This is a genomic window from Rhizobium sp. TAL182 (genome assembly GCF_002117725.1).
Lineage (GTDB): Bacteria > Pseudomonadota > Alphaproteobacteria > Rhizobiales > Rhizobiaceae > Rhizobium > Rhizobium esperanzae.
On the sequence record NZ_CP021024.1, the window covers coordinates 1,941,200 to 1,967,016 of the forward strand.

25 protein-coding genes are annotated in these 25,817 nt (G+C 61.1%); 8 read left to right on the top strand and 17 right to left on the bottom strand.

Annotated features, from left to right (window positions below; all coding sequences use genetic code 11):
• The first annotated feature begins 191 nt into the window (after positions 1-191).
• Positions 192-1,463 carry a GGDEF domain-containing protein gene (locus tag Tal182_RS09765; RefSeq protein WP_170965909.1) on the top strand — a complete coding sequence of 424 codons (1,272 nt, stop codon included), beginning with the start codon at positions 192-194 and terminating at the stop codon, positions 1,461-1,463.
• 204 nt (positions 1,464-1,667) lie between these two features.
• On the opposite strand, the gene Tal182_RS09770 is transcribed toward Tal182_RS09765, so the two are convergent.
• Complete coding sequence (locus Tal182_RS09770; protein WP_085859294.1) at positions 1,668-2,444, bottom strand: SDR family oxidoreductase; 777 nt, start codon at positions 2,442-2,444, stop codon at positions 1,668-1,670.
• Positions 2,445-2,550: 106 nt separating this feature from the next.
• Here Tal182_RS09770 and Tal182_RS09775 point away from each other — a divergent pair, with 106 nt between their 5' ends.
• On the top strand, positions 2,551-3,126 hold the full coding sequence (locus tag Tal182_RS09775) for a TetR/AcrR family transcriptional regulator (RefSeq protein WP_085859295.1): 576 nt from the start codon (positions 2,551-2,553) through the stop codon (positions 3,124-3,126).
• A 48-nt stretch (positions 3,127-3,174) separates the two neighbouring features.
• Here Tal182_RS09775 and Tal182_RS09780 read toward each other — a convergent pair whose 3' ends face one another.
• On the bottom strand, positions 3,175-3,789 hold the full coding sequence (locus tag Tal182_RS09780; RefSeq protein WP_064802027.1) for an FMN-dependent NADH-azoreductase: 615 nt from the start codon (positions 3,787-3,789) through the stop codon (positions 3,175-3,177).
• A 139-nt stretch (positions 3,790-3,928) separates the two neighbouring features.
• Here Tal182_RS09780 and Tal182_RS09785 point away from each other — a divergent pair, with 139 nt between their 5' ends.
• The gene (locus Tal182_RS09785; RefSeq protein ID WP_064802029.1) at positions 3,929-4,897 is read left to right on the top strand and encodes a LysR family transcriptional regulator; all 969 of its coding nucleotides are present in this window, start codon (positions 3,929-3,931) and stop codon (positions 4,895-4,897) included.
• Positions 4,898-4,939: 42 nt separating this feature from the next.
• On the opposite strand, the gene Tal182_RS09790 is transcribed toward Tal182_RS09785, so the two are convergent.
• The 4 genes from Tal182_RS09790 to Tal182_RS09805 form a co-directional block, all read right to left on the bottom strand.
• Complete coding sequence (locus tag Tal182_RS09790) at positions 4,940-6,928, bottom strand: bifunctional 2',3'-cyclic-nucleotide 2'-phosphodiesterase/3'-nucleotidase (RefSeq protein ID WP_085859296.1); 1,989 nt, start codon at positions 6,926-6,928, stop codon at positions 4,940-4,942.
• A gap of 288 nt (positions 6,929-7,216) precedes the next feature.
• Positions 7,217-7,618: a PilZ domain-containing protein gene (locus Tal182_RS09795; RefSeq protein WP_064802033.1), complete on the bottom strand. Its 402-nt coding sequence runs from the start codon at positions 7,616-7,618 to the stop codon at positions 7,217-7,219.
• 155 nt (positions 7,619-7,773) lie between these two features.
• Positions 7,774-8,685, bottom strand: coding sequence for a DMT family transporter (locus Tal182_RS09800; RefSeq protein WP_085859297.1), 912 nt, complete (start codon positions 8,683-8,685; stop codon positions 7,774-7,776).
• 72 nt (positions 8,686-8,757) lie between these two features.
• Positions 8,758-9,219 carry an Lrp/AsnC family transcriptional regulator gene (locus tag Tal182_RS09805; protein ID WP_064802037.1) on the bottom strand — a complete coding sequence of 154 codons (462 nt, stop codon included), beginning with the start codon at positions 9,217-9,219 and terminating at the stop codon, positions 8,758-8,760.
• A 157-nt stretch (positions 9,220-9,376) separates the two neighbouring features.
• Between Tal182_RS09805 and ald the strand changes: the two genes are divergently transcribed.
• Complete coding sequence (gene ald / locus Tal182_RS09810) at positions 9,377-10,495, top strand: alanine dehydrogenase (RefSeq protein WP_085859298.1); 1,119 nt, start codon at positions 9,377-9,379, stop codon at positions 10,493-10,495.
• A 16-nt stretch (positions 10,496-10,511) separates the two neighbouring features.
• On the opposite strand, the gene Tal182_RS09815 is transcribed toward ald, so the two are convergent.
• Positions 10,512-11,021 carry a DUF1203 domain-containing protein gene (locus Tal182_RS09815; protein WP_085859299.1) on the bottom strand — a complete coding sequence of 170 codons (510 nt, stop codon included), beginning with the start codon at positions 11,019-11,021 and terminating at the stop codon, positions 10,512-10,514.
• A 93-nt stretch (positions 11,022-11,114) separates the two neighbouring features.
• Here Tal182_RS09815 and Tal182_RS32205 point away from each other — a divergent pair, with 93 nt between their 5' ends.
• Complete coding sequence (locus Tal182_RS32205) at positions 11,115-11,282, top strand: hypothetical protein (protein ID WP_164517782.1); 168 nt, start codon at positions 11,115-11,117, stop codon at positions 11,280-11,282.
• A 45-nt stretch (positions 11,283-11,327) separates the two neighbouring features.
• On the opposite strand, the gene Tal182_RS09820 is transcribed toward Tal182_RS32205, so the two are convergent.
• From Tal182_RS09820 to Tal182_RS09840, 5 genes are all read right to left on the bottom strand, one after another.
• Positions 11,328-12,503: an MFS transporter gene (locus Tal182_RS09820; protein ID WP_085859300.1), complete on the bottom strand. Its 1,176-nt coding sequence runs from the start codon at positions 12,501-12,503 to the stop codon at positions 11,328-11,330.
• 161 nt (positions 12,504-12,664) lie between these two features.
• Positions 12,665-13,225: a GNAT family N-acetyltransferase gene (locus tag Tal182_RS09825; protein WP_085859301.1), complete on the bottom strand. Its 561-nt coding sequence runs from the start codon at positions 13,223-13,225 to the stop codon at positions 12,665-12,667.
• Between the two features lie 5 nt (positions 13,226-13,230).
• Positions 13,231-14,100: a 3-mercaptopyruvate sulfurtransferase gene (gene sseA / locus Tal182_RS09830; protein WP_085859302.1), complete on the bottom strand. Its 870-nt coding sequence runs from the start codon at positions 14,098-14,100 to the stop codon at positions 13,231-13,233.
• Positions 14,101-14,114: 14 nt separating this feature from the next.
• Positions 14,115-14,852 (bottom strand): alanyl-tRNA editing protein, encoded by a 738-nt coding sequence (locus tag Tal182_RS09835; protein WP_085859303.1) that lies wholly within the window; start codon positions 14,850-14,852, stop codon positions 14,115-14,117.
• A 6-nt stretch (positions 14,853-14,858) separates the two neighbouring features.
• On the bottom strand, positions 14,859-15,896 hold the full coding sequence (locus tag Tal182_RS09840) for a cysteine synthase A (RefSeq protein WP_085859304.1): 1,038 nt from the start codon (positions 15,894-15,896) through the stop codon (positions 14,859-14,861).
• Between the two features lie 230 nt (positions 15,897-16,126).
• On the opposite strand from Tal182_RS09840, the gene Tal182_RS09845 reads away from it, so the two are divergent.
• Together Tal182_RS09845 and Tal182_RS09850 are read left to right on the top strand one after the other, a co-directional pair.
• Positions 16,127-16,771, top strand: a complete 645-nt coding sequence (locus tag Tal182_RS09845; RefSeq protein WP_085859305.1) for a ChrR family anti-sigma-E factor — start codon at positions 16,127-16,129, stop codon at positions 16,769-16,771.
• A gap of 99 nt (positions 16,772-16,870) precedes the next feature.
• Entirely contained in the window at positions 16,871-17,707 is an 837-nt protein-coding gene (locus Tal182_RS09850; protein ID WP_085859306.1) for an SDR family NAD(P)-dependent oxidoreductase, read from the top strand.
• A gap of 151 nt (positions 17,708-17,858) precedes the next feature.
• Here the strand turns inward: Tal182_RS09850 and Tal182_RS09855 are convergent, their stop codons facing one another.
• Together Tal182_RS09855 and Tal182_RS09860 are read right to left on the bottom strand one after the other, a co-directional pair.
• Positions 17,859-18,185 (bottom strand): hypothetical protein, encoded by a 327-nt coding sequence (locus Tal182_RS09855; protein ID WP_085859307.1) that lies wholly within the window; start codon positions 18,183-18,185, stop codon positions 17,859-17,861.
• Between the two features lie 298 nt (positions 18,186-18,483).
• Positions 18,484-19,432 (bottom strand): IS630 family transposase gene (locus tag Tal182_RS09860; RefSeq protein ID WP_094299087.1). Its coding sequence is split into 2 segments (ribosomal slippage): positions 18,484-19,095 and positions 19,097-19,432, totalling 948 coding nucleotides; the frame shifts between segments, so codons are not numbered across the junction.
• A gap of 201 nt (positions 19,433-19,633) precedes the next feature.
• Here Tal182_RS09860 and Tal182_RS09865 point away from each other — a divergent pair.
• Positions 19,634-20,311, top strand: a complete 678-nt coding sequence (locus tag Tal182_RS09865) for an HAD family hydrolase (RefSeq protein ID WP_094299092.1) — start codon at positions 19,634-19,636, stop codon at positions 20,309-20,311.
• A 30-nt stretch (positions 20,312-20,341) separates the two neighbouring features.
• On the opposite strand, the gene Tal182_RS09870 is transcribed toward Tal182_RS09865, so the two are convergent.
• Genes Tal182_RS09870 through nirB form a run of 3 tightly spaced genes read right to left on the bottom strand, consistent with a single transcriptional unit; the run spans position 20,342 to position 25,804 of the window.
• Entirely contained in the window at positions 20,342-22,999 is a 2,658-nt protein-coding gene (locus Tal182_RS09870; protein WP_085859309.1) for a nitrate reductase, read from the bottom strand.
• Positions 22,999-23,343 carry a nitrite reductase small subunit NirD gene (gene nirD / locus Tal182_RS09875; protein WP_064802059.1) on the bottom strand — a complete coding sequence of 115 codons (345 nt, stop codon included), beginning with the start codon at positions 23,341-23,343 and terminating at the stop codon, positions 22,999-23,001. The genes Tal182_RS09870 and nirD overlap by 1 nt, the downstream gene beginning before the upstream one ends.
• Positions 23,344-23,353: 10 nt before the next feature.
• Positions 23,354-25,804 (bottom strand): nitrite reductase large subunit NirB, encoded by a 2,451-nt coding sequence (gene nirB / locus Tal182_RS09880; protein ID WP_085859310.1) that lies wholly within the window; start codon positions 25,802-25,804, stop codon positions 23,354-23,356.
• Positions 25,805-25,817: the final 13 nt, after the last annotated feature.

Here is a 25,817-nt window from a genome sequence, read left to right on the forward strand (position 1 = left end):
GTCGTCGGTTCTGATTCCGGTCAGGTGATCTTGCACACGCAATTTTAAAGGATTGCGGCGAAAGCTATCGTTTGCAGGATTTGCGGGGCCGCTTTTGTGCTTCAATTTTTCAGACGATCGATCAAAGGATCCGCTGTCGTGATCGCAGTGCCCGCCCGGCCGCGAAGACGCCTGCCGGACGTCTCGGTGCCGTGATGGAGGCACTCAACCTCGCGCTCTTCGTCGTCGAAGCCATCGCCTATTTCGTGCTGATGGTGACGCTTCTGCATTTCCGCCATCGGCTCGGCCTCGGGGTTTTCTTGACGGCGCTCGGCGTCATGCATTTCATGGAGACCTACCTAGCGGCGGTCTTTTACGTCTCGCTGCCGTTCGGCGATGTGTCCCCGGGCTCATCCGTCTTCTTCTCCGGCAAGCTGATGATGATCCTGATGCTGTATCTGTGGGAGGATGCCGCGACGGTGCGCCAGCCTATCTACGGCTTGTTTCTCGGCAATCTGCTTACCGTCGGCATCGCCTGGGTGCTGCAGTTGCATCAGCCGCTACAGCTGTCGTCGAACAACACGCCCGACGTCGATTTCCTGAAGGAGATGGGCTGGCTGATGATCTGGGGCACGGCGCTGCTCTATGTCGATTCGCTCGGCATCATCCTGCTCTACGAAAAACTCGGCGATTTCTTCCGCAGGCATGTCGTCCTGCGTTTCATGATCTCCGGCTTTGTGCTGCTGACTTTCGATCAGGTCGGCTTCTTCGCCGCGCTGCACTATTTCCTCGATGTTCCGGTCGCCGTATTCTGGGGTGGCTGGAAGGCGAAGATGCTCTCCGTCTGCCTCTATGGGGCGATGTTTGCCGTCTATGAATATCGGATCCGCCGCCTTGGCGCCGACGCCGCCGCGCGCTCCATCAGCGACGTCTTCGGTGATCTCACCTTTCGCGAACGCTATAACGACCTCCTGGAGCGCACCGGCCGCGATATGCTCACTGGCGTCTATGACCGTACGCGCATGGAACTCGAAGCGCCGCTGATGCTACGCGAGGCCTTGAGGCAGGGGCTGTTTGCCACCGTCCTCATTATCGACGCCGATCACTTCAAGGATGTCAACGATGGTCACGGCCATCTTCAGGGCGACGAGGTGCTGAAGGCGATCGCCGCCCGGCTCGGCACGACGCTGCGGTCCAGCGACCGCATCTTCCGCTTCGGCGGGGAGGAATTCGTCGCCGTCTGCCCCGGCACAAGCCATGAGGAGGGGCTGCTGCTTGCCGATCGCCTGCGCTGGACGATCGAGACCAGCGTCAAAACGCCGGATGACAAGCCGGTGACGGTCAGCATCGGCGTTGCCACAGCTGACGAGGACGGCATCAGCTTTACGACGGTGCTCACCGCCGCCGACGGCAGGCTCTACGCGGCAAAGAAAAGCGGACGCAACTGCGTCGTCGGCCGCTCCGGCATGGTGCAACCGAGTTAGGTGGCTGATCGTGTCGATCACCGTAGCAGGATGGCCGGTGTTCGCGATGTTGCGAAAATCGCAACATGTTCCTTCGAGCCTGTGGTTTTTGCCATCCTTAATGTGCTCACCGCGCCATGCGTAAGAGTTGGGACAATGTAACCGTAGCAAGGCTGGCTGCGCAGGGACGGGGGGCTGGGCAAGTTTTGCCAGCCCCCACTGCAGTCAGGCGGCGCGGAAGATCTTGGCGCCGGATGGCGCGCCCGTCATGCCGCCATCGACGGTGATTTCGATGCCGGTGACGTTGGCGGAATCATCCGAGGCGAGATAGAGCGCTGCCTTGGCGATTTCGTCGGCTTCGCTCATGCGGCCGAGCGGGCTCAGGCCGCCCATCCGAGCTTCGAGCGCCGACATCGCATCTTCCGTTGGCGCCATCGGCGACCAGATCGGCGTCTTCGTGCCGCCTGGTGTCACCTGGTTGACGCGGATGCCGCGCGGCGCAAGTTCCGACGCCATATTGCGCGTCATGGCGCGCACCGCCGCCTTGGTCGCCGCATAGGCCGACCAGCCGGGAGCGCCGAGCACGGCATGCACTGAACCGTTGAGAACAACCGAGCTGCCGTCGCTGAGATGCGGCAGGGCCGATTGCACGGTGAAGAATACCGCCGTCAGATTGGTGCTGATGATTCGATTGAACTGCTCCGGCGACGTGTCACCGAGTGGTGTTGCGCCGCCGATGCCGGCGTTCGCGAAGACGATGTCGAACTTTCCGACCTTCGCGGCAGCTTCCGCAAAAGCCTTCTCGGTGGCGGCGGCATCGGTGACATCGACCTTCAGCGCCAGCACACCGCTCCCAAGCGCCTTTTCGGCAGCGGCAAGCGTTTCCGGGTTGCGGCCGGTGATCACCACCTTGGCACCCTCGTTGATGAAGACTTTGGCGGTCGCAAGACCGATACCGCTGTTTCCGCCGGTGATCAGGGCGACCTTGTTTCTTAGACGCATGATTCATGCTCCTCTTGGAAATGGCAACGATCTGGATTATAATCGTTATCTATAAGGATTATGATTGTAATCCATGGGAGTCAACAGACAATTCGATGAGGTTCCGATGGGGCGTTCGCAGCTGGAAAAACAGAAGACGCACGAGAAGATCGTCGAGACCGCGTCAAAGCGGCTGCGCGAAGAGGGGCTTGATGGCATCGGCGTCGCCGACCTGATGAAGGAAGCCGGTCTGACCGTCGGCGGCTTCTACAAACACTTCGCCTCCCGTGACGATCTCGTCGCCGAAGCGATCGAGTCCGCCTTCGATTCATGGGGGCGCAGGCTGGAAGCAGAGGGGGTTGACCCGGCGAAGATGACGGCTGCCGATGTCGCCGATCGCTATGTCAGCGCCTATCACCGCGACAATCCGGGCGAAGGCTGCCCTTTCGCCGCGCTGACCTCCGATATCGCGCGCAGCGGCGAGAAGGCGCGGCGCATTGCGACGGAGCGGCTCGAACGTAATTTCGAGGCTTTGGCCAGCAAGGCCACGGGAGCGAATGAGGGGGAAAGACGGCAAAAGGCCATCATGACTTTCGCGATGATGGCAGGCGGCGTCGGCCTTGCCAGGGTTTCCTCGAATGAGGGGCTTTCGGGCGAAATCCTGGAGACGATCCGGGATTTTGTCGCCGATATCGGCAAATGACGAACGGCCGGCACGTGCCGGCCGTTCAATGGAGGGTTCGGCAGCCGATCAGGCTGCGAGTGCGATTTCCTCGACGCGCGACTTGGCGGCGCCGATGGCCTTTTCAGCGGCTTCCGGGCCGAAAGCCAGGCCTTCGACATAGATGGTCTCGATATCGGTGATGCCGAGGAAGCCGAGAACCGATTTCAGGTAAGGCACGGCATGGTTCAGGGGAGCAGCCGGTCCCTGCGAGTAGACGCCGCCCGAAGCAAGCACCACATAGACTTTCTTGCCGGTCACGAGGCCGACCGGGCCGCTTTCCGTGTACTTGAAGGTCACGCCCGCGCGGGCGACATTGTCGATCCACGTCTTCAGCGACGAATAGATGTTGAAGTTGATCAGGCCGGTGCTGATGACGATCGTGTCGGCGGCAAACAGTTCGGCGACCAGTTCGTCGGAGGTCTTGATGGCGGCGATCTCTTCGGCGGTGCGGGCTTCCGCCGGCTTGCGGATCGCGCCGGTGAAGAGGTCGTCGATATGCGGCAGCGGGGTGGCGGCAAGGTCGCGGCGGACGACGACACTGCCCGGTTTCTGGTTTTTCAGCTTTTCGGCGAGATCGGCGGCGATCGGCGTCGAGAGTGATTCGGCACGCGGGCTGGACGTCAGAAGAAGAATGGACGACATGGATCATTTCCTTTCGAATTGAACGGAACGGCTCGTTGCTGGGAGGTGAGCCGCGGTGTCGAACAGGAAAATAAGTCTGGCCTGCTATCGAAAAAACGGAGATAATGTCGATCGAAACTATCGATGGAATGGATGGAAGATGCTTCCGAACCCGACCCTGGATCAATTGCAGGTGTTTTTGACGGTTGCCGAAACCGGCAGCTTCTCGGCCGCTTCAAGGGCATTGAACCGGGCGCAATCGGTTATCAGCTATACGATCGCCAACCTGGAGGCGCAGCTGGAAGTGGCGCTTTTCGAGCGTTCCGGCGCGCGCCAGCCGAAGCTGACTGAGGCGGGCAAGGCGATGCTCGAGGATGCGCGCCGTATTCTGGGTGACCTGCAGGTCATGCGGGCGCGCGTCAAAAGCCTGAGGGAAGGGCTTGAAGCGGAGGTTTCCGTGGCCATCAGCGTCATGGTGCCCTCGCGGGCCGTGGTGGACGTGCTGCACGAATTCCGCGAGACGTTTCCGACCGTTTCATTGAACCTCAATGTCGGCGAGCTCGGAATGGTCATGGACCTCGTATTGAGCGGCAAGGCGACGATCGGCATTGGCGGCGCTGTGCTGAAGCAGGATGATTCGATCATCACGGAGCGGATTGGCCATTCCTTCATGTTGCCCGTTGCCGCACCCGACCACCCGCTTGCCCGCATCGACCGGCCGTTGACACTCGGCGACGTGCGCGAGGAAGTGCAGCTCGTCGTCACCGACGCCTCAGGCCGCACCAAGGGACGGGATTTCAATGTCTTGTCGTACAAGACGTGGCGGGTCAGCGATATCGCGACGAAACACCAGCTTATCAAGGCCGGACTCGGCTGGGGCGGACTTCCGGCATCCATAATGCATGACGACTTGCGCAGCGGCGCGCTCGTCCATCTCGATCTCGAGGCCTATGAACAGGGCGAGTACGCCATCTACTCGATGCGCCAGCTCGCCAACCCGCCCGGACCTGCCGCCAGCTGGATGATCGACGCGTTCCGTACGCGGTTATCAAACTGCCCGAACCAGGCCGATTTTCATGCGCAGATGGCGGAACTGCGCGATACCATTCCACCGCTTGCAGCCGAGTGACGAAGGCGCGGGTGTGCCGCGCCTTCGTCGGGATTTGCCTGCCTATAGAACGAGCCTGAACTTCGAGAAGCCATCCGCTCCTTCGCCGGCCTCCTCGATCTTGACGCTCTTGACTGCGGCGAGGAACTGCTTTGCTTTCGGCCCGCTGTCGAAGGTAACGGTCGTGCCCGGCAGCGGCTTGAAGGTCCAGTTCGCATCGGCCGACGGATTGATCGTGCCCTGGTCGTGGACGTAGCGGACGATGACGTCGCGATTGGTATCAGGCGCCTGGAAGATCACCTTGTCCGCTGCGATCTCCGGGAAACTGCCGCCGCCGCCGGCGCGGTAATTGTTGGTGACGACGACGAACTTCTGAGTCGGATCGATCGGCTTGCCATCAAAGGCGAGGTTCTGGATGCGGTTGGCATCCGGATTGATGGCCTTGCCGGAGGAATCATATTTCGGCGGCTGCGACAGGTCGATCTGATAGGTCACGCCGTCGATGACGTCGAAATTATAGGATGGGAAGTCGTTGTTGAGCAGCGGCGCGTCCTTCGAGCCGGCTTCGATGTGATTGAACATGCCGGCCGACATTTCGAGCCAGTTCTTCACCTGCGCGCCGGTGATGGCGACAGCCTGCACCGTGTTCGGATAGAGGTAGAGGTCGGCGACGTTCTTGATGGCGATATCGCCGGCCGGAACGTCGGTATAATAATCCGCGCCGCCGCGACCGCCGGCCTTGAAGGGAGCCGCAGCTGAAAGCACCGGCAGATCCTTGAATTCGGTGTCGGCGAGCATCTGCTTGATATACCAGGTCTGGGCCTGGCTGACGACCTGCACGGAAGGATCGTCGGCGACCAGCGCGAAATAGGAATAGAGCGGCGCGGAGGTCTTGCCGACGGGCGTGCGGACATAGGCGAGCGTCGCCTCATGCTCTGATTTGGCGGCCTCGATCACCTCTTTCTTGTCGGCGTAATCGGCGACTACTTTCTTCTTGTCGTCGCGATGATAGATCGGCCGGGCTTCCGAGGTGAAGTCGACGATCTTCCAGCTGTTGCCGTCCTTTTCGAGCAGCAGGTCGATAAGGCCGAGATGCGAGCCCCAGAAGCCTGCCATCACAGCCGGCTTGCCATGCAGTGTGCCCTTGACCGGGTCGGCATTGGCGACGCCGTCCCAGCTCTTCGGGCCGGGGAAGACGAGATGCTGGTGACCGGTGAAGATCGCGTCGATCCCCTCGACGGCGGCCAGATGCAGTGAGGCGTTTTCCATTTTTTCGGACGGCGCGCTGCCGTCGATGCCGGAATGGGAGAGTGCGATGACGATATCGGCACCGGCCTCCTTCATCGCGGGGACCCAGGCCTTGGCGGCCTCGACGATATCTCGCGTCTGCGCCTTGCCCTCGAGGTTCTTGATATCCCAGAGCATGATCTGCGGCGGCACGAAGCCGATGAAGCCGATCTTGACCGGTCTTTCCTTGCCGGCGCCGTCCTTGATCTGCTTTTCGACAATGACGTAAGGCTTGAAGAAAAGGTCGTCCTGCTTCGGGTTCGAGGCGAGCTGGCCTTTGGTCAGGTTGGCGCAGACGAAGGGGAAGTTGGCGCCCGACAGCACCTTGAACATGAAGTCGAGGCCGTAATTGAACTCGTGATTCCCGAGCGTGCCGACAGTATAGCCGAGCGTGTTCATCGCCTTTATCACGGGATGGACGTCACCGTCCTTCATGCCGTGCTGATAGGCCATGTAGTCGCCCATCGGATTGCCCTGCAGCACGTCGCCATTGTCGATCAGCAGCGAGTTGACGGCTTCCGCACGGATATTGTCGATGATCGTCCCGGTGCGCGCCAGACCCATCGTGTCGTTCGGCTTGTCGGCATAATAGTCATAGGGGAAAACGTTGACGTGAATGTCCGTCGTTTCCATCAGCCGGAGATGCGCCTGGTTGGCGCTGGCACGCGCACTGAATGGGTGCAGCAGCACCAGGGCGGAGGTGGCGGCAAGGCCGCCAAGCAGGGAACGACGGCTCATCAGGCCGACATCGAAAATGGAAGACATGGAAGCTCTCCTTCAAAGATCATGCATCGTCCGGCCCCTCAGCATTAGGACGATTTGGCGAGGAGTACACTGCGAAAATGACAGGACGGAAACAATCCGTGGCAAAGGCGAAATGGTTTTAAAACGCAACTTATAGCGAGATCTTCCGACCGAATCCCTCGAGGAGGGGCGCGAGCAGGGTCGTCATTGGAAAGGGTCAAAGATTTCGGGCGCACCGCGCCCGGTGTGGTCGACAAAGCGCAGCCGCTTTACGGCCGCGATGTGCCTCGGCGCAAAAGCGGTGCGGCCTTACGATTTCAGCGTTGACGTCGCCAAATGAGGCGGGCGGTCGCCGCTGGTCGCGGCTCTCAGCTGACGAACCGCCAGCACCGGCCGTATTTCCTTATGGAAAAAGCGGAAATAGGAGGCGACCTGTGCCCGCGCATTCGAATTCACATCGAACTGCACGCCGATGCGGCCATTGTGCTTCCAGCGGATGATGCCTTCGAGCAGTCCGATATTTTCGGCTTCGATGCGCACCTTGCTGCCGGAAGCGGCATGGAGCGGCGTCTTCGTCTCCAGGGCGGCGCCGGTCACCGACAGGTTGAGAATGCGGACATCCACTTGGCTGTTCAGATATTTGACGCTGCCGAAGACACGGCAGTTTTGCCGATCGGCCTTTCTCGCCGTGATTTTCAAGTTGCGGGTCATACTGTCTCCCTCGGATACAGTCGGAGAGCATACCGCCCGAAAATTGAAATGGTTTTAGTGGCTTGGCTAAAATTGCAATGAAACTGTCGGTTGGCGTTACTGCATGTCGCCGAGATGCGTGCAGCGATTCTGGAAAGCCAATGGTGTACGACCGGCTAGCGCAGGTCGCCTGAATCAAATGCGGCGCCACGGGCGGCGGCCGTTCTGCGCGCCACCAGATGTTCGCGCCAGACTGTGAAGATGCCGGCGGCGACCACGATCGCCGAGCCGACGATCGTGTTGAGACTGAGCGTTTCGCCATAGATCGTCACGCCGATGATCGAAGCGTAGACGAGGGACAGATAGGTCAGCGGCTGAACGGCGGCCGCATCGAGACTATCATAGGCGCGGATCAGGAAATAGTGGCTGGAAATGCTGGTCACGCAGACCAGCGCCATCCAGCCCCAGTCGCCTGATGACATCCAGCTCCAGTAGAACGGCCCGATCAGCGTCATCGCGACGGCGCCGACGACACCGGTATAGAAGAAGCTGGTCGTCGAAGAATCGTCGCGGCTGACGAGCCGTGTGGCGATGACGTAGAAGGCGAAATTGAAGCAGGAAGCGACGGCGAGAAGCAGCTTCAGGTCGAAAAAATCGCCTTCCGGTTTAAGGATCAGCAGCACTCCGAAAAGCCCGGCGCCGATTGCCGCCCATCGCCGCCATCCGACTCGCTCGCCGAGGATCGGCATTGCCAGCAGTGCGATCAGGATTGGCGTCGCGGAGAAGATCGCCTGTGAACGGGCAAGGCCGATCACGGCAAAACAGGTGATGGCCAGAACCACCTGAACCGCAAGCAGCAAGCCGCGCGCCACCTGCAAGGCGGGTCGTTTGGTGCGGGCCGTCGCCTTGAGACCGCCGCGCATCTTCGAAGCGAGAATGACTGTGAAAAGCCCGAAGGCCCAGTAGCGGATCATCGTCACGAAGATCGGCGGATAGGTGGATGCCAGGTGTTTGGAGATGGCGTCCTGCAACGAAAAGATGGTGAGCGCCAGCAGGGCGAAAATATAACCGTGGGTCTTCGATTTCATGACATGCCAATAAGCGGGAGATGCCCGCGCGCGCCGAAAGTCTGGTCAGGCATTCGGAAAATAAGCAAGGCCTCAAAGCCCCACATTCGGCCTGTCGATGATTTCTCTGAGCGCGAAACTCGAATTGATCTTGACCACATGGGGGAGGGCCGACAGCCAGTCGCGATGGATGCGCTCATAGTCTTCGAGGTCACGGGCGGCGACCCTAAGGATGTAGTCGTATTCGCCCGACATCAGGTAGCAGACGAGCACGTTGGGGCAGAGCTTCACCGCCGACTCGAACTCCGCCAGCGTCTTGGCGAACTGGCCTGAGAGTGAAATATGCACGATGGCGATCATCTTGTAGTCGAGCGCCTTGTGCGAAAGCCGCGCATGGTAGCCGTCGATGACGCCGCTTCTTTCAAGAATGTCGAGCCGGCGCGAACAGGCCGAAGGGGAAAGCCCGATCCTCTCGGCGAGCTCAGCATTGGTGATGCGGGCATCGGCCTGCAAAACCTTCAGAATCGCAAGATCGATGGTGTCGAGATCGGCCATTCGAAGAACCTTCGAAGATAAGAGTTGAAGACGCAATAATCACCGAAAAACCGCGTCTGCGCAAACCGTCTTTGCAAGGACATTTCGCAGCCTTGGTGGTTGGATCGGTCGCAGAGGAGATCCGCGATCGCGGAGACAAAAGAGAGAGGAACGCGAAATGCGTGTCGGTTGCCCGAAGGAAATCAAAAATCATGAATATCGCGTCGGCCTAACGCCTGCTTCGGTGCGCGAATATGTGGCGCATGGCCACGAGGTCTGGGTCGAGACCAAGGCGGGCGCCGGCATCGGTGCCGATGATGCCGCCTATGCCGCGGCTGGCGCGAAGATCGCCGCCTCCGCCAAGGATATTTTCGAAAAGTGCGACATGGTCGTCAAGGTCAAGGAGCCGCAGCCCTCCGAATGGGCGCAGCTTCGCGATGGTCAGCTGCTCTACACCTATCTGCATCTGGCGCCCGATCCCGACCAGACCAAGGGTCTTCTCGCCTCCGGCGTCACCGCAATCGCCTATGAGACGGTGACCGACGAGCGCGGCGGCCTGCCGCTGCTGGCGCCGATGTCCGAAGTCGCCGGGCGCCTGTCTATTCAGGCCGGAGCGACAGCCTTGCAGAAGGCCAATGGCGGTCTCGGTGTCCTGCTCGGGGGCGTGCCCGGCGTGCTGCCGGCCAAGGTCGCAGTCATCGGCGGCGGCGTCGTCGGCCTGCATGCCGCCAGAATGGCCGCCGGACTCGGCGCCGATGTCAGCGTCCTCGACAAATCCCTGCCGCGCCTGCGTCAGCTCGACGACATCTTCGCTGGCCGTGTCCACACGCGTTATTCCAGCATCCAGGCGCTGGAGGAGGAGGTCTTCTCGGCCGATCTCATCATCGGCGCCGTGTTGATCCCGGGTGCTGCCGCTCCGAAGCTCGTTACCCGCGAAATGCTGTCCGGCATGAAGAAGGGTGCCGTCATCGTCGACGTCGCCATCGACCAGGGCGGCTGCTTCGAAACCTCGCATGCGACGACGCATTCCGATCCGACTTATGAGGTCGACGGCGTCGTGCATTATTGCGTCGCCAACATGCCCGGCGCAGTACCGGTCACGTCGGCGCATGCGCTGAACAACGCCACGCTGGTCCATGGGCTTGCGCTTGCCGACCGCGGCCTGCGCGCCATCGCCGAGGACAAGCACTTGAGGAACGGCCTCAACGTGCACAAAGGCCGTATCACCAACAAGCCGGTCGCCGAGGCGCTCGGTTACGAGGCTTTCGCGCCGGAGAGCGTGCTCAACGTAGCGTAAGCTGCCTGACTCAAGGTCAACTATAGGCGCCGGTCTCCGCAAGGGCCGGCGCCTTTATCTTGTCGATCCGGCATTGAAAGCAGTTGTTGCGTGCCGAGCGCACATGCACGTAGGCGATATCCGGCCGCGCCAGCAATGTCCCGGCATAGGCCGGAATATCGGCGATATCGGTCACCGCGCCGGTGCCGTAGACGATGCGATCATCGGCGCTATAGCCGCGGACGATGAAATCCGGGCTCATTGTCAGCATCGGCGGCTGGATTTCTTCGGCGGCGTAACGCCGGCAGGGCTGTTTGTGGAGGAAAATCGGCCCGGTTTCGGCATAGGGCTGCAGCTCCGGGAAGGGCCGGTAGGCGAAAACCAGCATCTCCTCGCCCTCTCCGATATTCTGCAGGCAATGGCGGCAAGGGTTGCCGTCACCGTCTGAAATCATCGTCTCGGGCGGGTTGTCATAGGCGTCTCGGCCACCATTCCAGAGGGCTTCGGCATCAGCGGTCGGCATGGCGATAAAACAAATGGCGTTCATGGTAAATCTCCTCTGTGATTGCCATGAAATGCACCCGCGTCATCGTGGAAGCCACCCGTTTCTTGCGACGCTGCATCGTGAAAGGAGAATGCCTTGATCGAAGTCGATCTGCCGCTGCCGGCGCAGCAGAACACCGAAATATTGGAAGAACTCACGGCTTTGCGCCGGGAAGTGGCGGAACTGAAGGAGCAGTCGAGCCGTATGTTCGACCTCGAGCGCCGCAATGATCCACACCGCCCAGGCAGCCTGACGCAGCGTTAGCTGTTTCTGCTTGCGCGACCGATCTCCACGCTGAAGTCAGCCACGTCAGCCTTGGGACCGCACAGCTTGCTGCGCTCCTATGGCCGGCATGGGAGCAGCGGCAAGCGCCTTGGTGATCAAAAGAGCGGCGACGATAACGGGGACCACCGCCCAATAGGAAAAGCGGATACCGACATATTCGGCAATAAAACCAAGCAGGGGCGGGCCGGCAAAAAACACGAGAAAGGTCGTCTGCCCAAGTGCTGCGACGTTGACCGGAGCCGGTCGGTCCGCACGCCGGGCCGCAGCCGAGATGGCAAGCGGATAGACCGACGAGCAGCCGATACCGGTCAGGCCGAAGCCTACGAGCGCTATCACGGGGTGTGCTGCCGTCGCGACCATAAGAAGCCCGGCGACGACGATTGCGAGAAGGACTATTGCGACCGGCTGTGGATTGAAACGGTCGATCACAGGATCCATTGCAAGCCGTCCGATGGCGATGCAGAAGGAGAATATCGTCACGCTGAGCCCGCCGATGAAGGGCTCGGCGGCAAAGACGTCACGCATGTAGATCGCTGACCAATCGACGCTCGCGCCTTCAGCCAAGAGCGGTGCTGCGCCTATCAGGCAAAGGGGCAACAGCCCGATAGTCGGAAAAGCGATGAGGGGGATCTCTCCGGAGTGCGCGTCCTGCCGCGGAGGTGCGGTCTCGATCTTCGAGAAGACGATCGAGCCTGAAATGAGAACGGTCAGGAGGACGAGGAAGATGTGTAGTTCGATGGAGATGCCGGCCTGCCGCATGCTGGCGGCGACAAGGGCGGTCATGCAGAAGCCGAGGCTCCACATGCCGTGCGCCCGGCTCATGATGCGATATCCAAGCAGGGCCTCGTGACGATCGGTTTCGATATTGGCGTTGATCTCGAATGCGCCGGTGAAAAGACCGGCGATGAAGAACAATGGCATTGCGGGGAGAGCTGAAGGCATCCAGGAGATCATCGATAAGAACAGGGATGCACCGAACACCGTGACGAAAGCTGTGGTGCGCGCACCAAGCCTCTCGATGATCCTCACCGAAAATGTCAGCCCGCAGAGAACCCCCAAGGACATGATGGCGAGCAAAAGCCCGAGCTCGCCCTCCGTGAGGCCGAATTTGCGCTGAAGATCAGGCAGGCGCGAAAGAAAAGCCCCCACGGAAAGGGCGACGGCAAACTGGATGAAGAAAATACGGTGGTGCGGCTTCATCTCAGGACCTGCTCCGATGGGATATGGACTGAAGCCCAGCGAGCGCCAGCATAGTGAAGCTTTCCGGGTAAGATGGCTCGGTTCAGAAACCAGCGGTTTCCAGATTATCTACACCGCTGCTGACAACCAATGTCAGCATAAAGCTCCTGTCAGCAACAGCCTTAGCTTTTCCGCGCAAGCTCCAGAAGCTCCTTGTCACTCAGCGGTCGCACAATGCCGGTGCCGGTCGAGACAGGGGAAAAGCCGTACATCTGATAGAGCTGCAGCGCGCGCGGATGGTCGAGATTGTTGGTGGTCGTGGTGACGCGCTTCGGATCGAGCGCCCAAATGGCATAGAGCGCCTGCAGCAGAAACCATTTGCCGATGCCGAGGCCGAGCGCATGTTCGATCAGGCCGAAATGGCTGAGTTCGATCGTCTCCTCGTCTTCGCAGAAATATTCGTAGAAGCCGGCTGGTGCGCCGTTCACGTAGAGGACGCTGATATTGTTGCGCTTGTCGTTCAGCGTCTCTGCCAGTTGCTCGTCGCTCATGCGCAGCCGGTCCACCCACTGCCAGCGCGCGCCTACCTGTCGATAGAGATAGCGGTAAAAGGGCAATGGTATGCCTGGCGCACGCATGATCGCCGTCTGGATATTGACCGGCACCGGCATGCTGGCCTTCGGCGGCGCCGTCATTTCAAGACGGGTGATATGCGCTTTGAGCGAAGCGGGCGTCTTTCCCATGGCGGTCAGGCTTTGACCGGCGTCGGTGGACCGGTGACAACAGGCGTATCGTCACGGCTGCCCCATTCGCTCCATGAACCGTCATAAAGCTTGTTGTCGTGGTGGCCGAGGGATTCCAGCGCCAGCGTGATGATCGCGGCCGTGATGCCCGATCCGCAGGAGGTGACGACCGGCTTGGAGAGATCGATCCCGGCATCTTCGATCGTCTGCCTGAGTTCGGGCAGCGACTTGAACCGACCCTGGTTGGCGAAGACACCGGAGGGCAGGCTTCGGGCGCCGGGCATATGGCCGGAGCGCATGCCGGCACGCGGCTCGGGTTCGGTAGCGGCGAAGCGGCCGGCGCTGCGGGCATCGGCGATCTGCATCGCGCCGCTCGAGACAATGTCGCGCATGGTATCCAGCGTCACGACGCGGCTGTCGTCGAAGTCAGGCGTAAATGTCGCCGGGGCATAGTTAGGGGCCGCTGTTTCGAGCGGACGGCCCTCGGCCTTCCAGCCGTCGAGACCGCCGTCGAGGACGAAGACGTTCTTGGCCCCCATCACCCGGAACAGCCACCAGACGCGGGGCGAGGCAAACACGCCGATACCGTCATAGACGACGATGCGATGATTCTCGCTGATGCCGAGCTTGCCGACTTCGGCGGCGAAGTAATCGGGCGAGGGGATCGTGTGCGGCAGCGCCGTCGAGTGGTCGGCGATCTTGTCCTGATCGAAGCGGATGGCTCCGGGAATATGGCCGGCCGCATATTCGGCATCGGCATCGCGCTTCTGCGCCGGCAGGTAGAAGGAGGCGTCCAGCACGCGCAGATCCGGTTTGCCGAGCTCGGCCTGCAGCCAGTCGGCCGAGACGACGAAACGGCTCTTGCTCTCAGTCATTATGGTCTCCCCTGTCAGGCTTCTTCGCCGGGCGCGCCGAAGCGGATGCGGAAGCGCCGGTTCTCCTTGCCCTTCTTTTCGATCTTGGCGATGTGGATCTGGCCGACTTCCTGCGTCTCCGACACATGTGTGCCGCCGCAGGGCTGGCTGTCAATCGAGGAGTTCTCGCCGATGCAGACGAGGCTGACCCGACCAAGCCCCATCGGCGGGCGCACGTTCTTCGACTTGACGATGTCGGGGTTGGCCGCAAGCTCGTCGTCGGTGATCCATTGCAGATAGACCGGGTGGTTCTGGCCGACCAGTTCCATCAGCTTTGCCGTGACCTCGTCCTTGTCGATCGTCTCGCTCATGTCGAAGTCGACGCGGCTTTCTTCCTCGCCGACCGCGGCTCCGGTGATCGGATAGGAGCAGATGACCGAGAGCAGGTGGCAGGCCGTATGCATGCGCATCAGCCGATAGCGACGCGGCCAGTCGACATGCAGCACCAGCGTCTCACCAACCTCCGGCCGCGGCTCGTTTTCGAGCGGCACGTGGATGATGACATCCTTGCTGATGCCGTGTTTCGTCTGGCCGAGTATGATCTTGGTACCATCGGCGCGTTCAAACTGACCGGTGTCTCCGGGCTGGCCACCCGATGTGGCATAAAAGCAGGTCTGGTTGAGCTCGATGCCCCCGTCGTCGTGAACGGCGGTGACGACCGCCTCGCATGTCGAGAGATAGAAGTCGTCGCGATAGAGGGCATTGACGGGCATGACGTCTCACACGGGCTCGTAGGGAACGTGTATGTCGGACGAACCAGTCATCCAGGCCGGAACGGGCAGTCCTTTCGACTTCAGGAAATCCGGATTGAAGAGCTTCGACTGGTAGCGGTTGCCGTAGTCGCAGAGGACTGTCACCACCGTGTGACCGGGCCCGATATCCCGGGCGAGATTGACCGCGCCGGCAATGTTGATCGCGGTCGAGCCGCCGAGGCACAGCCCCTCGTTTTCGACGAGGTCGAAAAGATAAGGAAGAGCTTCGGCATCGGAAATTCGATAGGCATAATCGGGCGTGAAACCCTCGAGATTGGCAGTGATGCGACCTTGGCCGATGCCTTCGGTGATCGAGGATCCCTCGGATTTCAGTGCACCGTTCTGATAGAACTCATAGAGCGCGGCGCCGTCGGGATCGGCAATGCCGATCTTGACGTCCGGCTTGAAGGCCTTGAGGCCGGCCGCCACACCCGCCAGCGTGCCGCCGGAGCCGACGGAGCAGATAAAGCCGTCGATCTTGCCGGCGGTATCGTTCCAGATTTCCGGCGCCGTCGTTTCGATATGCGCCTGGCGGTTGGCGACATTGTCGAACTGGTTCGCCCAGATCGCCCCGTTCGGCTCGCTCTTTGCCATTTGCTCGGCAAGCCGCCCTGATACCTTCACGTAGTTGTTCGGGTTCTTGTAGGGAACGGCGGGCACTTCGACGAGTTCGGCGCCGAGCAGTTTCAGCGCGTCCTTCTTTTCCTGGCTCTGCGTTTCCGGGATGACGATAACGGTGCGGTAGCCGAGCGCCTTGGCGACCAGCGTCAGCCCGATGCCGGTATTGCCGGCCGTGCCTTCGACGATGACGCCGCCGGGCCGAAGCAGCCCCTTCCGCTCCGCATCGCGGATGATGTAGAGCGCGGCACGGTCCTTGACCGACTGGCCGGGATTCAGGAACTCGGCCTTGCCGAGAATGGTGCAGCCGGTTGCCGCGGACGCGCCCTTGAGTTTGATCAGGGGCGTATTGCCGATTGCTTCGAGGACGGAGGGATGGAAGGTCATGGAATCTGCCTCTTTCGAACTCTTACTTTAGGAACGGTCTTTTCCCTTCACAAGGCTGTGTTGGCAAGAAATGCTATTCCATGCCCCTGGCGGTCACGATAAAATTTCGCTTTCCTTGCGCGCGACCGCGATCCCACCGTGCCGCGATGATCCGAAGATTGACTTTCCCCGTACGGATGATGACAAAGCGACAACGGAACACGGGCAGTGGGGCGTGGCCGAAAACCGACATGGTTCACGAGCAGATCGACACGATTGACGCATTGATGGCGCACTATGTCGCCGGCTCCCTGCCCGAGCCGGCTCGCGTGCTCATACGCTCCCATCTGGAAATGAAGCTGGACAATCGCAACCTGGTGAACGCCCTAGAGCTGCTGGCCGGAGAGGCGCTGGAAAACACGCCGGAAGCCGCCATTGCCGACCGAAAGCAGCGCCTTGCGGCAATCTTCTCCTCCATTTCTCCCGATTCTGAGCCGCAGGCCGCCAGGAGACCCGAAACTGCTCTGTTCCCCCAGGCATTGCGCGCTCTTGTTGGCTTCGAGGTCGAGGACGTCCCCTGGCGCAGGCGGCTGCCCGGATTTAAGGAATATTCGCTCGACATGGACGGCTGCGAGGTCCGTCTGATGTGGATCCGCCCTGGTCGCGCTTTGCCGGCGCACACTCATAAAGGCGTGGAGCTGATCCTCGTTGTCGACGGGGCTTTCAACGATGCGCGCGGCCATTTCGGCCCCGGCGACATTTCGATTGCCGACGAAACTGTCGATCACCGGCCGGTTGCCGAGAAGGACAGGCCTTGCATTGCCTTCGCCATTTCGGACGGACCGATCCGGCTGACCGGGTCCTTTCGTCAGATGATCGGCGACCTGATCGGCTGAAAGCAGCCACAATGGTGTGATAGAGCCGTAAATCCGGGAGGCGCAAAGAACTTCCGGACCTGTTTTCGTGCTGGTCAGGCTGAGCCGGAGGAGCATGTCATGAGTGATTTCATCGCCCGCCCCGAACATGGAATCGTCTGGATCTCAGGCGCGAGCTCGGGTATCGGCCGGGCGCTTGCGCTGAAGCTTGCCGGCGAAGGATACAAGGTCGCCGTCACCGCCAGAAGCCACGAAAAGCTGGTCGAGCTGCAGGCCGAAGCCAGCGGTCTTTCCGGCAATATTATCGTCCTCGACGGTGACGTCACCGATGCCGAGGACATGGAACATGTCCTGGCCTCCATCGAATATGAGCATGGCACGCTCGCCATGGCGATCCTCAATGCCGGTATCTATCTGCCGGTTCATGCCGAAGACCTGAACCGCGCCGATTTCGAAAACAGCTTTGCCGTCAACCTTTCCGGCGTCGTCAACTGTCTGTTGCCGGCGATCCGCCATATGAAGGCGAAAGGGCAGGGACAGATCGCCATCGTCTCTTCCGTCACCGCCTATGGCGGCCTGCCGACGGGGGCTGCCTATGGCGCCACCAAGGCGGCGTTGATCAACATGGCCGAAAGCCTGAAATTCGATCTGGACAAGATGGGCATCCGCATTCAGCTCATCAGCCCGGGCTTCGTTGACACGCCGACGGTGGGCAAGAGCGCCTTTCCTATGCCGGCGGCGCTGGTGTCGTCCGAAGAGGCTGCCCGCCAGATTGCCGCCGGGCTGAAATCGCAGGCTTTCGAGATCGCTTTCCCCAGACGCTTCACCACGATGTTGAAGCTGGCGCGTCTGCTCCCCTATGGCGCTTATTTCCCACTGATGAACTATCTGACTGGCTGGCGGCAACGGCCGCCGCTGGATGGTCACCATCCGGTGATGCCGCACCCTGCGGAATGATCAAGGGCGCGGGAATGGCCGAAACGCGCTGATCAAAAGCCTCTGCGGAGGCAGTCTTTATCTGCCACGACATGAAAAGGCCGGCATAAACCGGCCTTTTCCGAAGTGGTGCGCTTTTGCGCGACATGTTTCAAAGCGGGCGATTGCCTGCTCAGTTGTCGTATTCGCGGCAGGCTTCGCTGATCGATGCGCCGCTCTCACCGCCGCGCGTATCGACACCGGTCCCCTGCTGCGGCATGCCGGCGCATTCCATCGCCTGCGGCGGTCGGATGCTCTGGGTCGTGGTCGGATCGACGGGTGCGACCTGGACAGGGTGCATGCCATTGTCGCTGTTGGTGTAATCGGACGAATAATTACCCGAACTTGGATCGGTCGAGCCGCCATTCGTCGGTCCGATAGGATCCGGATTCGACTGGGCAAAGGCTGACGATGCCATGCCGATCGCGAGCAGCGAAGCGGCAATAAGGGATTTGGTCATGAGGATATCCTCCTTTGATTTTCATCATGGATGACCTCTGGGTAACCACTTGCAGGAATCATTGTTCCGATCTTTTTGAAAAACCTGCACGCGCACTTTGCATGGTTACGCGTAAATCTTAACGGCCGACGCGGCAGCCTGCCGCTAGTGGCATGGGGAAACGCTGGCAATCAGTAGTACAGGCCTATCTGCGCGCCGATCCGGTCACGGCGCCGAAGAACTGTGCCGTGACCGGATCGGCTTGCGCCTCTCCTGCGACTTGATCACTACCTTGAGCACCACGGCTTTCTAGAGCATTTCAGCTTTTAACGGAAGCATAGCCTGCGTTTCGGAAGTAGTTTGAGCATTCGTCTGGTGCAATGGCTCTGGTGAGGAATCCGATGTGCCTCCAGGTGTCCTCGATTGTTCGCTTTTGGGCGTGGCGCATCCAGTGCTTTACCTTTGAGAAGGCCTGCTCGATCGGATTGAGGTCCGGAGAATATGGCGGCAGATACCAGAGGCGCGCACCGGCGGCTCGGATCATCTGTCGGATAGCGTCGGACTTGTGGGAGCCAAGGTTGTCCATGATGACGATATCGCCAGGCTTGAGGACCGGCACAAGCAGTTGTTCGACATAGGCGCGGAAGCATTGCCCGTTGATCGGCCCGTCGAAGACGCAAGGGGCGGTCAAACGATCGTACCTGAGAGCCCCGAGGAAGGTTAGAGTGCGCCAATGGCCGTGAGGGGCAAAGCCACGCAAGCGCTTTCCTTTCTCTCCCCAGCCATAGAGTGGTGCCATATTGGTCTTGATCCAGGTTTCATCGATGAAGACCAATCGTTTGGGATCGAGACGATCTTGCAAGCCGCGCCAGCGTTGCCTGCGGCGAGCGATGTCAGCGCGGGCCTGCTCAAGGGCAAACAGCGTTTTTTTTGAAGCGCAGTCCTTCGCGGCGTAGATACTTCCAGATCGTGTCGTGGGAGACCTTTACACCCTTCGATGCCAACTCCGCCTTCAGTCCATGCAGCGACAGATTCGGGGTCTGGTGGAGCCGCTCGAGGATGAAAGCGCGATGTGGCGCAAGAACGAACTTGCGATGACCGCCCATCTTTGAGGGCGCAACCGAGCCGCTCGACCGATAGCGTTGCGACCATTTCACAGCCGAAGACACGGCAATCCCGAACCGCGCAGCGACGGATCGGCAGCTCTCACCGGCGACAATTGCCATCACAACGCGCTCGCGCAGATCATTCGAAAGAGGTGCTGTCATCCGATGCTGGCCTCCTTTTCCAGCCAGCATCTTGAATCACAAATCCGAAGCCTTGGGAATCCCACGGGATTCAATAAAAAACGGAAACGCTCTAAAGCATGCCGCGTCGCTGTCCTCCCCAGGCTTGCAAAACGCAGCGATTTGCCGTTTCATCGGCTCCAGCGACGACCATCCGACACTCCTCCTTAATGAGATACGCCCTTGTACCCGCCGATGCCCCACGGCTTCGAGAAGTCTTATGCCGCCTTCCTCTTCGATATGGACGGCACCATCCTCAATTCGATCCTCGCCGCCGAGCGTGTATGGAGCGACTGGGCCAGACGCCATGGGCTCGATGTCGCCGCCTTCTTGCCGAAGATGCACGGATCGCGCGGCATTGACACAATCACCCGGCTGAACCTGCCGGGCGTCAATCCCGAACACGAGGCAAGGCTGGTGACCGAGGCCGAAGTTGCCGATGTCGGCGATGTCGTTGCCATTCCAGGCGCAGCCTCCTTCCTGGCTTCGTTGCCGCCGGATCGCTGGGCGATCGTCACCTCTTCGCCCTTGCGTCTTGCCCGCCGCCGGCTGGAAGCGGCTGGCCTGCCTCTGCCGAGATTCATGGTGACGGCGGAGGACGTGACGGTCGGAAAGCCCGATCCGCAATGTTATATTCTCGGTGCCGAACGCCTCGGCGTCAGCACGCGGGATTGTCTGGTGTTTGAGGACGTCGCAGCCGGCATCAAGGCCGGCGAGGCGGCGGGCGCCGATGTCATGGTCGTTACGGCAACCCATCACCATAAAATTGAGACGCCGCATCCGACCATTTCTTCCTATGACGAGATCGCGGTCCGCATCTCAGCCGACCATAAAATGCTTGTCGTCCCGAGCGCAGCCTGACATCCGACGTCAGCATCGACGGTTGCGCATTCACTCCGCGGCTGCGGCGAGACAGCGATCGATTATCCTGCCGATCTCGCTGCGGCAGGAGCCGCAATTGGTTCCGGCACTCGTTTCCTTGCCGACCGCTTCGACGCTGTGGCATCCGCCGCGCACCGCGGCAGCGATCTGGTTGACCCCGACACTGAAGCAGGAGCAGACGGTGGCACCGGGATCCGGTCTGCCGGCCCCTGGACGGCCTGCGACCAGCGCAAAGCGCTTCCTCAGATCGCCGTGGACGGCAGAGAGTTGCGAGATTGCCCAGTTGCGTGCGACGGCAACCGGTTCGCCCGCAAGAAACAGCGCGGCAAGCAGGATCTCGCCATCGAAGAAGGCGAGCCTGAGATCGCCCGATTGCCGGTCGGCGTAACCCAGGGGTTCGATCTCGGCCGGAATGGCGAACACCCTCCGGCACCAGGCCGTCCAGTCTTCGACAGCCTCGGTGAAGGCAAGTTCCAGCCGCCAGCCGCCGGCAGCCTTCGCCACCGCCCAATAGGCCGCGTCGGGTTTGTCCGGTTTGATGGCCGAGACCGCGAAACCGTAATGGCTGGCGCGGAAGGGCCGAACGGCGACGGCAACGTTCTTCGACGCCGGCTGGCCGGAAAGAGGGTCGGTGATCGGCGCGACCACGGCGTCGATCCGCGCTTTTGCTGCGAACTGGTCGTTCCAGTGCATGGGTGCGAAAACACCGCCGCGCGCCTGGCGGTCGGTCACCAGCGCTCGCACGATCGCTTTGCCATGGGGGCTCTCGATCTCGACGAGGCCGGCGCTTGATATGCCGTTTTCGATCGCATCGCGCGGATGGATCTCGGCAAAGGGTTCGGCGATATGGGCGGAAAGCCGCGCGCTCTTCCCGGTTCTTGTCATCGTGTGCCACTGGTCGCGGATGCGGCCGGTGTTCAGGGTGAAGGGAAAATCGGCATTGGTGCGATCGGTTGCCGGTGGTTTGACCGCAACGAAGCGCGCCTTGCCATCGGGATGGAAGAAGCCGCCCTCGGCGAAGAAGCGGGTGACGCCGGGTACGACGCCTGCCGGCTGCGGCCATTGAAAGGGCGACAGCTCGTCGTAGGCGCCGCCGCTGATGCCGGCGCGGGCGCCGATATCGAAATCGCGGCTGCCGTCATTTTCGAAGGCGGAAAGGGCGGCATGTTCGGCAAAGATCTCGACCGGTGCCTCGAAATCGAAGGCCTCTGCAAATCCCATGCGGCGGGCGACTTCCGCAAGCTGCCACCAATCGGCCTTTGCATCGCCGGGGACGTCAAGGAATGGCCGCTGCCGTGAGATGCGCCGCTCGGAATTGGTGACGGTGCCGTTTTTCTCGCCCCAGCCGAGCGAGGGCAAAAGCACGTGTGCGTGCCGAGTCGTATCGGTCTCTCTCAGAATGTCCGATACGACGACGAAGGGGCAGGCGGCGATGGCGCTTTCGACGTTGTCGGCATCCGGCATCGAAACGACCGGATTCGTGGCCATGACCCAGAGCGCCTTGATGCGCCCGTCTGCCACCGCGCGGAACATGTCGACCGCTTTCAACCCGGGCTTTGCGGCGATGATCGGCGAATTCCAAAAGCGCTGCACGCGGTCGCGGTCATCCGCATTCTCGATCGCCATATGGGCGGCAAGCATATTGGCGAGGCCGCCGACCTCACGCCCGCCCATGGCATTGGGCTGGCCGGTCAGCGAGAACGGCCCCATTCCGGCGCGGCCGATGCGGCCGGTCGCCAGGTGGCAATTGAGAATGGCATTGACCTTGTCGGTGCCGGAAGAGGATTGGTTGACGCCCTGGCTGTAGCAGGTGACGACTTTCTCAGTCGTCTCGAACAGGCGGAAGAACTCCCGGATCTGCATGACCGGCAGGCCGGTCCGTTCCAGGAGATCATTGATGTCAAGCTCGGCTGCTGCCGCGAAAGCGTCGCCGAAGCCTTCTGTATGGGCAGCGATATAATTCTGATCGATCGCCGGGCTCGTGGCGAGATGGGCAAGCAGCCCCATGAACAGCGCAATGTCGCCGTCCGGGCGAATTGCGAGGTGCAGGTCGGCGATATCGCACGTCATCGTCCGGCGCGGATCGATGACAACGATGCGCATGTTGGGTCGCGCCGCCTTTGCGGCGGCAAGCCGCTGGTAGATGACGGGATGACACCAGGCGAGGTTGGAGCCGGTCAGAACCACCAGATCGGCAAGCTCGATATCCTCATAGGTCCCGGGCACCGTATCGGCACCGAAGGCGCGGCGATGGCCGGCCACCGACGAGGACATGCAGAGCCTGGAATTGGTGTCGATATTGGCTGAGCCGACAAAACCCTTCATCAGCTTGTTGGCGATGTAATAATCTTCGGTCAGCAGTTGCCCCGAGACGTAGAAGGCAACCGAATCCGGCCCGTGTTCGGCGATCGTTTCGGAAAAGCGCCGGGCGACGAGATCGAGCGCCTCCTCCCAGCCGCTGCGTTCGCCCGAGATTTCGGGATAGAGAAGCCGGCCGTCGAGATCGATGGTTTCGGCAAGGGCCGAACCCTTCGAGCAGAGCCGGCCGAAATTCGATGGATGCTCGGGATCTCCCTTGACGCTGACGGCGCCGGCCTCGTCAACCGTGGCGATAACGCCGCAGCCGACGCCGCAATAGGGGCAGGTGGTCTTGACCTCAGCCGCCATTATTCAGCCGCCATCAACAGGCTTTCCAGCGCGATGAAGAGGGCGCCGTCCTCGTTGCGGACGGGTATGGTCCGCACCTCGCCCTCATCGGCGCCGAGCGCCTTGCCGGTTTCCAGGGAGATCACCCAATTGTGCAGCGGGCAGGTGACGGCCTTGGCATGCACGATGCCCTGGGAGAGCGGGCCGCCCTTGTGCGGGCAGTGATCCTCGATGGCAAACACCTCGTTTTCGGCCGTACGGAAGACGGCGATCTTGCCCTGCGGCGTCTTTACGCAGCGCGCGCCCCGCAGCGGGATATCGGAGATGTCACCGATCGAATGCCAGTTTTCATTGGGCCAATTCATGTTCATCTCCTTATTCGGCTGCCTGCGGATAGCCGATCGTCGCCATCGGCTTGAATTCGTGCTTGTCCTTGCCGGAAACACGCTCCGACCAGGGATCGACCTGGGCAAATTTCTGGGAGAAGACGAAGCGGTCGTAATAGGCCTTGCGCTTTTCGGCATCGCCCATGATCTGGCGGCGGATTTCGTCCAGACCGACCCGCTTGGCCCATTTGTAGATGCGCTCGAGGTAGCGGGCCTGCTCGCGGTACATCTGCGTCAGCGCCACGATATGCTCCAGCGCCTCGTCCTCGGTCTTCACAAGACCGAGCACCTCGGTGCCCTTGATGTCGAGACCGGCTGCGCCTGCGAAATGGATCTCGAAACCGGAATCCACGCAGATGACGCCGATATCCTTGCAGGTTGCTTCCGCGCAATTGCGCGGGCAGCCGGAGACGGCCATCTTCAGCTTCGCTGGCGTCCATGAGCCCCACATGAATTTCTCGATGCGGATGCCGAGACCGGTGGAATCCTGGGTGCCGAAGCGGCACCAGTCCGAACCGACGCAGGTCTTCACCGTGCGCAAGCCCTTGGCATAGGCCTGGCCCGAGACGAAACCGGCCTTGCCGAGATCGGCCCAGACGGCGGGCAGGTCTTCCTTCTCGATGCCGAGAAGGTCGATACGCTGGCCGCCCGTCACCTTGACCATCGGGATCTCGAACTTGTCGACGACATCGGCGATGGCGCGCAGCTCGTTCGAATTGGTGACGCCGCCCCACATGCGCGGCACGACGGAATAGGTGCCGTCCTTCTGGATGTTGGCGTGGACGCGCTCGTTGATGAAGCGCGACTGGTAGTCGTCGGCATATTCGTCCGGCCAGTCGCAGACGAGGTAATAATTGAGCGCCGGCCGACACTTGGCGCAGCCGCAGGAGGTCTTCCATTCCAATTCCTGCATGACGGCGGGAATGCTCTTCAGACCTTTCGCCTTGATCAGGCGGCGAACGTCGTCATGGCCGAGTTCGGTGCAGGTGCACATCGGCTGCACGGCGGCCGGATTGTAGCCGTCGCCGAGCGTCAGCGCCATCAGCTGTTCCACGAGGCCGGTGCAGGAGCCGCAGGAGGCGGATGCCTTGGTGTGGGCGCGCACGTCGTCGAGCGACGTCAGCCCTTTGCTCGTGATCGTCGAGGTAATCTTGCCCTTGCATACGCCGTTGCAGCCACAGATCTCCGCGTCATCCGGCAAGGCTGCAACGGCCGCCATAGGGTCCAGCGGCGACCCTCCCTGGTAGGCCTGACCGAAGATCAGCGTCTCGCGCATCTCCGAAATATCGGTCGCTTTTTTCTTCAGATCATTGAACCAGGCGCCGTCGGCGGTCTCGCCGTACAGCACCGTGCCGATGATCTTGTTGTCCTTCAGCACGAGGCGCTTGTAGACGCCGGCGCTGGCATCGCGCAGGACGATCTCCTCGCGGTCATCGCCGTCGGCGAAATCACCGAGCGAATAGAGTTCGATGCCGGTGACCTTCAGCTTGGTCGGCGTGTCCGTATGCACGAATGCAGGCGTGCGGTCGTCCGAGAGATGTGCCGCGGCAATGCGGGCCATCTCGTAAAGCGGCGCGACGAGGCCGTAGACCATGCCGCCCACCTCGGCGCATTCGCCGAGCGCAAAGATATCGCCGTCCGAGGTCTGCATACCGGCATCGACGACGATGCCGCGATTGACCGCAAGGCCGGCGTCCTTCGCCAGGCCGACGCTCGGACGAATGCCGACGGCCATGACGACGAGGGTTGCCGGGATGATGCGGCCGTCGTCGAGCTCGATGCCCTCGACCTTGCCGTTGCCGATGATCGCCTTGGTATTGGCCTTGCAGATGACCTTGATGCCGCGTTCCTCGACCGCTTTCTGCAAGAGATAGCCGGCGGCCGGATCGAGCTGGCGCTCCATCAGTGTCGGCATGACGTGCAGAACGGTGACGTCCATGCCGCGCTGGGCGAGGCCGGCCGCCGCTTCGAGGCCGAGCAGACCGCCGCCGATGACGACCGCCTTTTCGCGCGACTGGGCGGCAAGCAGCATGGCCTGCACGTCGTCGAGATCGCGATAGGTGATGACTCCGGGCAGATCCTTGCCGGGAACCGGGATGATGAAGGGCACGGAGCCGGTGGCGATCACCAGCTTGTCATAGCTTTCAGTAACGCCGTGGTCGGAGGTGACCGTCTTGGCATCACGATCGATGTTGATGATCTTGTGGCCCTTGTAGAGCATAATGCCATGCTTGATGTACCAGCCGTCACCGTGAATGATGATCTGCTCGTAGTCCTTCTCGCCCGAGAGGACCGGCGACAGCATGATACGGTCGTAATTGACGCGCGGCTCGGCATTGAAGATCGTGACTTCATAGCGTCCGGGCGCCCGTTCGAAGAGGTGCTCCAGCATGCGCCCGGGCGCCATGCCATTGCCGATGATGACGAGTTTTTCGGTCATACGTTCAAGTCCC